This window comes from Xenorhabdus sp. SGI240, assembly GCF_040081915.1.
GTDB classification, from domain to species: domain Bacteria; phylum Pseudomonadota; class Gammaproteobacteria; order Enterobacterales; family Enterobacteriaceae; genus Xenorhabdus; species Xenorhabdus bakwenae.
In genome coordinates, this window is the sequence record NZ_JBEBMB010000010.1 from 37893 (window position 1) to 47211 (window position 9319).

Consider the following 9319-nt stretch of genomic DNA (forward strand, 5'->3'; position numbering starts at 1 on the left):
ACCCATATGTCAGAACAAACAAACTGGGGGGCGACGCCTGATGAATGGTTCCATATGGATCTGATACTGGGCTGTGCGGAGAAGCTGCTACCCGTGGTATGTAATCCTGATGCCCTCGTTTCCCCTGATTCATCCTTGAAAAGCATTGGCAAAACTCCTAGCCGTTACAATCGGTTACGGCAAGTGGTGGGTATCCCCCGGTGGACAGAAAAAATAGTCACGGATCCGGATATTACAACGTGGTCGGGCGAACCTGATTATGGTATTTGCATGCGTACCGGGTTAGGTGCAGTGGCGCTGGATTGTGATAGCGAAGATGAGAACGTACAGGCTCAGATCCAGGCACTATTGGTCAAACTATTAGGCAAACTGCCTCCGCGCCGTTATCGCAATAACAGTAATAAGTGCCTGTATTTGTTGTCAGTTAAGGGCGAGTATCGTAAGCGTATTCACCGTCTGGCGGATGATTTGGGTATCATTGAACTGCTGGCCGATGGTCAGCAATTTGTGGCTGCGGGCACGCATCCTAGCGGTGCTCGCATTCAATGGGATGGCGGTTTACCCAGCGACCCGCTCGAAATAACGCCTGAACAGTTAGAAATGCTGTGGTCAGCATTGGCTGAACAACTGCCCGTTGCTGTGTCTACCGAAGCGAGTGTTGCCGGAAAACTCCGTGATCGCGGCATATCTACCCCCAATGCTACTGACGAGACCGCCGACTATCTGGACGCGAACGGCTGGACGTTGGGCGTTGGCAAAAATGGCGAGCGCTATATCACATGTCCGTTTGCGGACGGACATAGCATTGATAGTGACCCGACCAGTACCGCGTATTTTCCGTCAAGTACCGCGGGGTTCAAAGTGGGGCATTTTAAGTGCCTGCACGCCTCGTGTGCACATCGTAATGATGGCGATTTCCTCAATATTATTGGGTTTGGGGTGCGCGATTTTGAGGATCTGACCGAGCAAGAAGGCGCACCGAATTTCACTGATATCAATACCGATATGACCAGCCATTTTATTGAGCGGTTTATCTATGTTGTGAAAGGGGATCAGGTCTGTGATCTGTCCAGGCCTCCCTATCGTAGCATCATGGATATGAAGTCGTTTAAAAACCTAATGGCTCCGTTCCAGTTTCCGGCTATGGGGAAAGGGCAGCCTACACCTGCGACTAAACGTTGGCTGGAACACCCTAAAAAACTGGTTGCGGAGAGCACAGGGTATCACCCAGGTAAAGGGCGACTCATACAGGGGCAAGATGGTTGGCTAGAAATTAATGAGTTCTATTTACCTGAACACCAGAAAGTGGCCAATTTCACCAAAGCGGAAGCCATTTTCCTTAAACACATCGCGTACTTAGTGCCGGGTGAGTCCCAACGTTTGTTTTTTATCGCCCGTCTCGCATGGATGGTTCAGCGACCAGAGCGCCGTTGTCCGGTTACCGTGCTTCATATATCCGTACTGCATGGTACGGGGCGCGGCTGGGTTATTCAGTTAATGGAATCGATATTAGGCCATTGGAATTGTACCCGAGCAAAGATGGATGTGATTTGTAAGAACCAATATCACGATTATCTGTACCACTCGTTGTTGTGTACCGTCGATGAGGTGAAGGAAAACATAGAGAAACGTTATTCAGTCAATGATCAGCTTCGTGATTTGCTGACCGAACCCCGGTTTGAGGTCAATAACAAGTACGGCAAGAAGATGACAATGGATATCTTCACGCACTTTCTGTTTTTCTCTAACCATATCGACGCTATTTACTTGCCTCCAGAAGACCGCCGTATTGCCGTGTTTGGTGGCCCTGACTTTTTGCAGGGCGACAATTACTTCAAGCAGTTGTACCAGGCACTAAAAGATCCAGAGTTTATCGCTCAGGTCTACTGGTATCTGATGGGTATCGATTTAGATGCGTTTGACTGGCAGCGTGCCCCAGAGACCGAAGAACGGCAATTAATGATTGATAGTAGCCGGACAGATGCCGATAAGGTGCTATTCGACTTGTTGGCTGACCCCCCAGTTGCTGCTATGACCTATCAACAAATAGTGAGTTATATCGTCGCGGAACTTGGTCTTGACGCTGATATCAATCCGAAGCGTGTTAGCGGCATTTTGCGAAGTAAAGGGTTGGGGCAGGCAGGAGCTATTAAGTTCGAGGGGAAGACGGAGCGACCTTGGGTATTGGTAAAAAATCGCAAGTTCAGTAATGAACAGCTTCGCACTGAGCTAGAAAGTTGCAAAAAATTACTAATTGAGATGTAAAAGGTTGCAGATAGGTTGCAGATAAAAACAGACCTGCAACCCTTTAAAATAAAATAAAAACAATATGTTAGATGAAAAAGGTTGCAGGTTGCAGTTATTTTTAACATACACATGTGAGAGAGATTATATACACCTCATATATATGTCTCATATGTATATATGTTTTAAACATCTGCAACCCGCAACCTAAAACGGGACAAACCAGAAAATACGCGGGGTTAGGCAGGTTGCAGATAGCTTTTTATCTGCAACCTATCTGCAACCCAGAAGTATAAAAATTGAAGCAAGAGGCCATCGAGCTTGGTTTAGCCTTTAATAATCACACCGGCACGTAAGCACGACGGCAACTGGTAAAAATTTTCACAGTACACGAAACTACAGGGCAAAATTCTATGCGCAATATTCAGCAAGTTTTAGTTCGATGGGGCGGGTGGTCGTCAAATCTAACCAATGTTGGCTGGTCGTCTGTTGCTGCGGGGTTCAGCGGCCTCCTGCCCGCGAACGGCGATACCCGGCTGACATGCAGCGACGAGGACGGATTGATCATTGATTTGTGCGTGGCACGACTCCAGGCAATAGGGCAGGGCGAGGAATTGGAATATATCCAACAGCATTACATACACGGGCGTTCTAAACGCGAGATTGCCCGCCAATACGAAACAAACGAGCGAGAGGTCAGGCACCGTATACAATGCGGTGAGCGTTTCGTAGCCGGGTGTCTAGATACACTGGGAATTCAATTAGATATGGATTTAATGGTTAAAAAGAAACCAATCGAAACATGAAAACTAGTGCGACCCGCAAAAACTGTGCTATTGTGATAGGAGTGGTTTTTATACCCTGCGAAAAGGCGCCCAATGTTAGGCGCCTTTTCTTTTGGGCGAAAAGTGGAAACTTGGGAAAACAACCGTTAGACATCGAGATTTACCTGAACCCTAATAGTGGCGATTTGTTAACAAAATGTTATATCGAGAAATGACCTAAAATGAGCGAGAAGATTGTCGCTTTTACATGTTTGGGGTGACATTTTGATTGAGTTGAAAAGTCGGGGTTCGTGTAAGAACCATTATGTTAAATAGAACCTGTTTTTAACAAATTATCTGTGCCATTCGTTGACCGCTCACAATCGTTTAAATCTCGCTATACGGGGGTATTTTGAGACGGCAACTGGGGTGAGCGGTCAGCCAATGGCATATTTGGTCGCCAACTACCGTTAGTGTTGGGTGCGTTGCGGATTTACCTATTCCAGCCGACCGCAAACGCTCATATTGGCAGGATCACAATTTAACATCTGAAATTATGCAGGGTTATACCTGCTATAAGCGGCGCACATTGCGTATCTACGCCCTCAATTCTGAGGGCGGCATCTCCTATTAACTCAATCACAGGGGTAACCATCGTTCACCCCCACGGACGCCCATTGTTCAAATGGGGTGGAATATGAAGATGAAAGAAAATCCTGATTTATGGGCTGACATGTTAAATGGCCTGAAAAACTCATGGCCACAGATATCCGGCTCTGCTTTAGCTATCGTAATTTGTTACGGACGCCTGATTTACGACGGCGTGGAACGAAAGAACCGCTGGGTAGAGGCGCTGCTCTGTGGTGCTTTGTCATGGAGTGTATCCAGTGGGCTAGAGATGTTTGGCATTCCTATCAGTTTCGCACCGGCTATCGGTGGCGCTGTTGGATTTATTGGCGTTGAGAAAATACGCGAGTTTGCTATTCGTGCCATCAATAAACGGTTGGGGGGTAAACAGTGAGCAGAGGCATTAGCAATAACAACCCGGGCAATATTGACCACAATCCCGCTAATAAGTGGCAGGGTCAAATTGGAATCGAAACAGGTGTAAAAAATCCTCGGTTCTGTCTGTTTGAATCACCGGAATATGGTATCCGGGCACTCATGAAGTTGCTGACCAATTACCACAAGAACGGTTATCAGAGTGTGGCCAAGGTGATTAATCGCTATGCTCCAAATAACGAGAATAACACCTCAGCCTATATCAAGGGTGTTGCTAAGGCACTGAATGTAGACCCGAATCAGGTTTTGGACATCAATAAACCCACATTGATTGCGCTGGCTAAGTCCATCATCCGGCACGAGAACGGCAAGCAACCTTATTCCGATGACACTTTCACACGGGCATTTGAGATGCTATGAGATTCAACAGCCAGCACTTCACCCTTGGTGCTTTTGCTGTCGTCGCTGGCCTGTTCTGGTTCTATTACAGTGAGTATCAGGACAAGGCCGAAGAATACCGTAGTTTAAAGCTACAGTATGACGAACAGGTTGCCATCAACACCAACCAGCAAGAGCGCATCCAGCAACTCCACGAATTAGATACCCGACACACTCAGGAACTCGCCAATGCCAAATCTAAACTTGATGAGCTTAGCGATACTCTCCGCACTAACGTTAAGCGCGTGTACGTCAAAGCCGAGTGCCCCGTGTCTAAAGCCGCTGCCCCCTCCGGCGTGGATGGTTCAAGACCCGCCAGACTGGCGAAAGACGCTGAACAGGATTATGTACGTCTCCTCGGAGAACTTGAAACCCTCGAAGCCAAGTTCCTCGGATTGAGGGATTGGGCGAAGATTGAATGTGGGAGAAAAAAGTAATGGCAGACAAACTCAAACCGTGCCTGTTTTGCGGTAGTGGGGATACGGAAATAAACTCATATTCGGATGACACGTGGTTTTTTGTGCAATGTACTGACTGTGGTGCATGTGGGCCAGAGGAGGAGTCATCGGTCACTGCTGTATCTGTGTGGAATAACGCATCACCACCTCAGAGCAAATGATACTGAGGTGGTGAGAGTGATAACAAAAAGCGAGGTATTAGCCTCGCCAAGTTAATAATCATCTAACCTTACGGTATGGGTAAACGTTTTTGATGTATTGGTGGAAGTACTTTCCTTTGGAAGAAGCACTTATCAATCCTTGATGTACATTGGCTGGAACACCATCGTATTGATATATTCCTCCACTATGAAAAGCTATTTCCAATGTTCTCGTGACTTGGTCATAACCAACAGAATGAAGGTTTGAAGATGAAACAGATACACGATTCAATTTCTAAATCTCCTTTATACGGGAAAAGTCCCGAGGAGATATTGGAATACTTTAAGAAATATAACTTTGTGGACGATCACGGGCATCGCCTTGAGATGTGCCAAGATTTCATTGATTTGATCAATATCACAGTAAGCAAAGAATAAGTATTTATCAATTTAAAGAAATTAACACGCTAAGCCACCACACTCCGCGGTGGCTTTTTTATTTCGGTGTCCATTCCCTGAGTGGGGCAGGAGTGTGTTAGAGGGCGGTGTCAGTGGGATAGTTTCTCTCTGTAATCGCTTTGCGATTATATCCAACCAAAGTGATTAAAAAGTGATCTGCATAACATTTGCTGCCACCCGCGTTAACGGATGGCTTTTTTCTTTTTAGGAACTCAGAAAATGACCAGTACAAAAATGACTACAAAACAAAAAACGTTTTGTCGTGAATACCTGGTCGATTTAAACGCAACGCAGGCAGCAATCCGAGCAGGGTACAGCCCGAAACGTGCCAGTGAAATTAGCTATCAATTGATGCAAAAACCGTTTGTTATCGCGCTGATCGATGAGCTGAAACAGACGCGCAACAAACAACTGGGGATTGATGCTAACTATGTACTGATGCGCCTCGTTGAAATCGACCAGATGGATGTGGCTGACATTCTGGAGGAGGATCTTAGTATCAAACCGTTGTCTGAATGGCCGGAATCGTGGCGTCGTTATCTCAGTGGGTTCAATCTGGCTGAGATGTTCGAGGGCAGAGGCGACGACCGCGATATGGTAGGCATACTCAAAAAAATCAAATGGCCGGACAAAGTTAAAAATCTCGAATTGCTGGGTAAACACATCTCTGTTCAGGCATTCCGTGAGAATGTGAAAAACGAACTGACGGGAGCGAATGACGGCCCGATAGCGGTGGCTAAACTGACACCCGAACAGGCAGAGGCTGCCTACAAGAAAATGATGGGGTGATGCAATGCCTGTGCCGTTTCCGTTTGATTTTCGTAAACCCGATTATAACGCGATATTCGAATGGCGGATGGAGCGGTTACAACGCATTCGCCAGAACCCCACGCTATTACCTGCGATGCGGACATTTTACCGCGATAATCCAGGGCAATTTATTATTGACTGGGGCATGACGGTAGACCCCCGCAACGTTGAGCGGGGTTTACCTGCCCGTATCCCCTTTATTCTGTTCCCCCGTCAGGAGGAATGGATTGAATGGTTTATGGAATGCTGGCGTACTCAGGAACCGGGGATCACTGAAAAAACCCGCGACATGGGGATTAGCTGGCTGACCATCGCCACGGCCAGCTCAATATGTCTGTTCAATCGGGGGGTTGCTGCGGGTTTCGGTTCTCGCAAAGAGGAGTATGTCGATATGCGGGGTTCACCCAAGTCGTTGTTTGATAAGGCAAGGAACTTCATCAACTTATTGCCCGCCGAATTCAGAGGCACGTGGGATATTCGCAAACACGCCCCCCACATGCGTATTCTGTTCCCTGATACTGACTCAGTTATTACAGGAGAAGCGGGCGATGGTATCGGGCGGGGTGACCGTGCGTCATTCTATTTTGTGGATGAGGCCGCGTTCCTCGAACGTCCAGCGCTGGTGGATGCCTCACTGTCTGCCACAACCAACTGCCGACAGGATGTTTCGACACCGAACGGCATGGCTAACTCATTCGCCCAACGCAGGCACAGTGGCAACATCAAAATTTTCACATTCCACTGGCGAGATGACCCACGGAAAGACGATGCCTGGTACAAAAAACAGGTGGAAAAACTTGACCCGGTCACGCTGGCGCAGGAGGTTGATATCAACTATCAGGCGTCGGTAGAGGGAATATTGATACCGTCTGAATGGGTGCAGTCTGCGGTTGATGCGCATATCAAACTCAGTATTCACCCCACGGGTATTCGCATGGGGGCGATGGATGTTGCCGACGAGGGTAAAGATAAAAACGCGTTTTCATGGCGGCACGGCGTCTTGTTGGGGGGAATCAAAGAATGGTCTGGCAAAGGCAGTGATATTTTTGGTTCCGTTGAAAATGTCTTCGGTTGGTGTGAGCAGAATAATCTAGATTCGTTTCGATTTGACTCTGACGGACTGGGCGCGGGTGTACGGGGTGATGCCCGTATTATCAACGAACAACGTAAATCACTGCGAATGAACATGATAACCGCGACTCCGTTTCGTGGGAGTGGTGCCGTGTTCGATCCTGATGGCGAAGCTGTGCCGGGGGATGCATTCAGCGAACCCCGACTAAATAAAGATTTTTTCGCCAACGCGAAAGCGCAGGCATGGTGGGCGCTGCGCACCCGCTTTCAGAAAACCCACAGGGCAGTGAGTGAGGGGCGTTTTTACGATCCTGATGAGCTGATAGCTATTTCCGGTGAAATGCCGCTGAAAGATAAACTCATTATGGAATTGTCACAACCTACCTATTCTGTGAATGGCGTCGGGAAAATAGTTGTGGACAAAAAACCGGACGGGACTAAATCCCCCAATCTGGCTGACTCAGTCATGATCCTTTACGCCCCGATGGATATCTCAATGGAAATCTGGGAAATATTAGGACGAGGTTATTAATGGCGAAAAATAATCGCAAACCGCAGCTCACCGCAGACAGCTACGAGAACATGATGGCGCGTGTTGGGATGCACGCACCGAACCAGCACGCGGCGTCTACGTATCGTCCAAACTGGACGAGCGTAACCAAATGCTGATAGAAAATGCGTACCGTTCGTCCTGGATTATCGGTGCTGCGGTGGATTCGGTGGCCGACGACATGACCCGCAAGGGTTTTCGCATCACCTCAGAAATAGACCCCAAAGCGCGTGGTGTGCTGGAATCACTGTTTGATGAGCGGGAACTGTGGGAAAACCTGAACAATATCATCAAATGGTCACGGCTCTACGGCGGAGCGGTCGGATTAATTCTGATTGAGGGGCAGGCGCCATTTACGCCGCTACGTCCTGAAACTATCGGCAAAGGCAAATTCAAAGGGCTGTTGCCCCTCGACCGCTGGCAGGTTGAGCCTGATTTAAATCGCCGTATTAAAGAGATAGGTAAAGATCTGGGTAAGCCCGAATTTTACCAAATCACGAATACGGGGCGTGGGATACCCGCATGGAAAATTCATCACAGCCGCTTGATTCGGTTCGATGGTGTAACCCTGCCATACCAGCAGGCGCAGACCGAAAACGAGTGGGGTATGTCGATTGTTGAACGCATTTACGACAGGCTCACGGCATTCGATAGTGCCACAACCGGTGCGGCACAGTTGGTTTATAAGGCGCATCTGAGAACTTACAGTATCGACAAACTGCGAGAAATCATTGCGATGGGCGGTGCGCGATTGGACGCGTTGCTCAAACACATGGACATGATCCGTCAGTTCCAGAGCAACGAGGGCATGACGCTGATGGATAAAACCGATGAGTTTGAAACGCATCAATACTCGTTCAGTGGTCTGGATAATGTGCTGGCACAATTTGCTGAACAAATATCAGGCGCGGTGGGTATTCCGTTGGTACGTTTGTTCGGGCAGTCGCCACAGGGTTTTTCTACCGGCGATGCGGATCTTGCCAACTACTACGACAATATCGGCACCCAACAGGAGAGGCGGTTACGCCAACCTATCCGCCGTTTATTGGATGTGATGCACCGCTCTGAGTTTGAGAAACCATTACCGGATGATTTTACATTCGAGTTTAATCCGCTGTGGCAAATGTCCGATCTCGACCGCTCCACAATTGCAGTGAATACCGTCAACGCCCTGAATGGCGCACTCGATGGCGGCATGATGAATTTACAGGCAGCCATGAACGATTTACGCGAAATGGCTGATGTTACGGGCATTGGTGGCTCAATAACCGATGAGGATATCAACAACGCTGATGATGGTGCACCGCCTCAACTCGATGAGCTGGACAGCACGATACTACCCAATACCCTCGTTGAAAATACGGTCATGTACTAAATAGTTAG

At 48.1% G+C, this 9319-nt stretch carries 9 protein-coding genes and 1 pseudogene; 9 read left to right on the forward strand and 1 reads right to left on the reverse strand.

Annotation, left to right across the window (positions count from 1 at the left end; genetic code table 11):
- Window positions 1-6 precede the first annotated feature (6 nt).
- The 6 genes from ABLA76_RS03990 (at window position 7) to ABLA76_RS04015 (ending at window position 5067) form a co-directional block, all read left to right on the forward strand.
- A complete protein-coding gene (locus tag ABLA76_RS03990) occupies window positions 7-2265 on the forward strand; it encodes a DUF5906 domain-containing protein (RefSeq protein WP_348986951.1) in 2259 nt (752 codons plus the stop codon).
- 392 nt (window positions 2266-2657) lie between these two features.
- Window positions 2658-3050: an antiterminator Q family protein gene (locus tag ABLA76_RS03995; protein WP_285810611.1), complete on the forward strand. Its 393-nt coding sequence runs from the start codon at window positions 2658-2660 to the stop codon at window positions 3048-3050.
- Between the two features lie 655 nt (window positions 3051-3705).
- The gene (locus ABLA76_RS04000; RefSeq protein WP_285811547.1) at window positions 3706-4029 is read left to right on the forward strand and encodes a phage holin, lambda family; all 324 of its coding nucleotides are present in this window, start codon (window positions 3706-3708) and stop codon (window positions 4027-4029) included.
- Window positions 4026-4430, forward strand: coding sequence for a structural protein (locus ABLA76_RS04005; protein ID WP_348986952.1), 405 nt, complete (start codon window positions 4026-4028; stop codon window positions 4428-4430). The genes ABLA76_RS04000 and ABLA76_RS04005 overlap by 4 nt, the downstream gene beginning before the upstream one ends.
- Window positions 4427-4885 (forward strand): lysis protein, encoded by a 459-nt coding sequence (locus ABLA76_RS04010; RefSeq protein ID WP_348986953.1) that lies wholly within the window; start codon window positions 4427-4429, stop codon window positions 4883-4885. Before ABLA76_RS04005 ends, ABLA76_RS04010 begins: the two co-directional genes overlap by 4 nt.
- Window positions 4885-5067, forward strand: coding sequence for a Lar family restriction alleviation protein (locus ABLA76_RS04015; RefSeq protein WP_348986954.1), 183 nt, complete (start codon window positions 4885-4887; stop codon window positions 5065-5067). Before ABLA76_RS04010 ends, ABLA76_RS04015 begins: the two co-directional genes overlap by 1 nt.
- A gap of 58 nt (window positions 5068-5125) precedes the next feature.
- Here ABLA76_RS04015 and ABLA76_RS04020 read toward each other — a convergent pair whose 3' ends face one another.
- The gene (locus ABLA76_RS04020) at window positions 5126-5338 is read right to left on the reverse strand and encodes a KTSC domain-containing protein (protein WP_193851173.1); all 213 of its coding nucleotides are present in this window, start codon (window positions 5336-5338) and stop codon (window positions 5126-5128) included.
- Window positions 5339-5724: 386 nt separating this feature from the next.
- Here ABLA76_RS04020 and ABLA76_RS04025 point away from each other — a divergent pair, with 386 nt between their 5' ends.
- The 3 genes and pseudogenes from ABLA76_RS04025 to ABLA76_RS04035 all read left to right on the forward strand — a co-directional run.
- Complete coding sequence (locus tag ABLA76_RS04025; protein WP_348986955.1) at window positions 5725-6294, forward strand: terminase small subunit; 570 nt, start codon at window positions 5725-5727, stop codon at window positions 6292-6294.
- Window positions 6295-6298: 4 nt separating this feature from the next.
- The gene (locus ABLA76_RS04030; RefSeq protein ID WP_348986956.1) at window positions 6299-7918 is read left to right on the forward strand and encodes a TerL protein; all 1620 of its coding nucleotides are present in this window, start codon (window positions 6299-6301) and stop codon (window positions 7916-7918) included.
- Window positions 7918-9263 (forward strand): annotated as a pseudogene (locus ABLA76_RS04035) (DUF1073 domain-containing protein); the annotation flags it as partial. The gene ABLA76_RS04030 and the pseudogene ABLA76_RS04035, both read left to right, overlap by 1 nt.
- Between the last annotated feature and the right edge of the window lie 56 nt (window positions 9264-9319).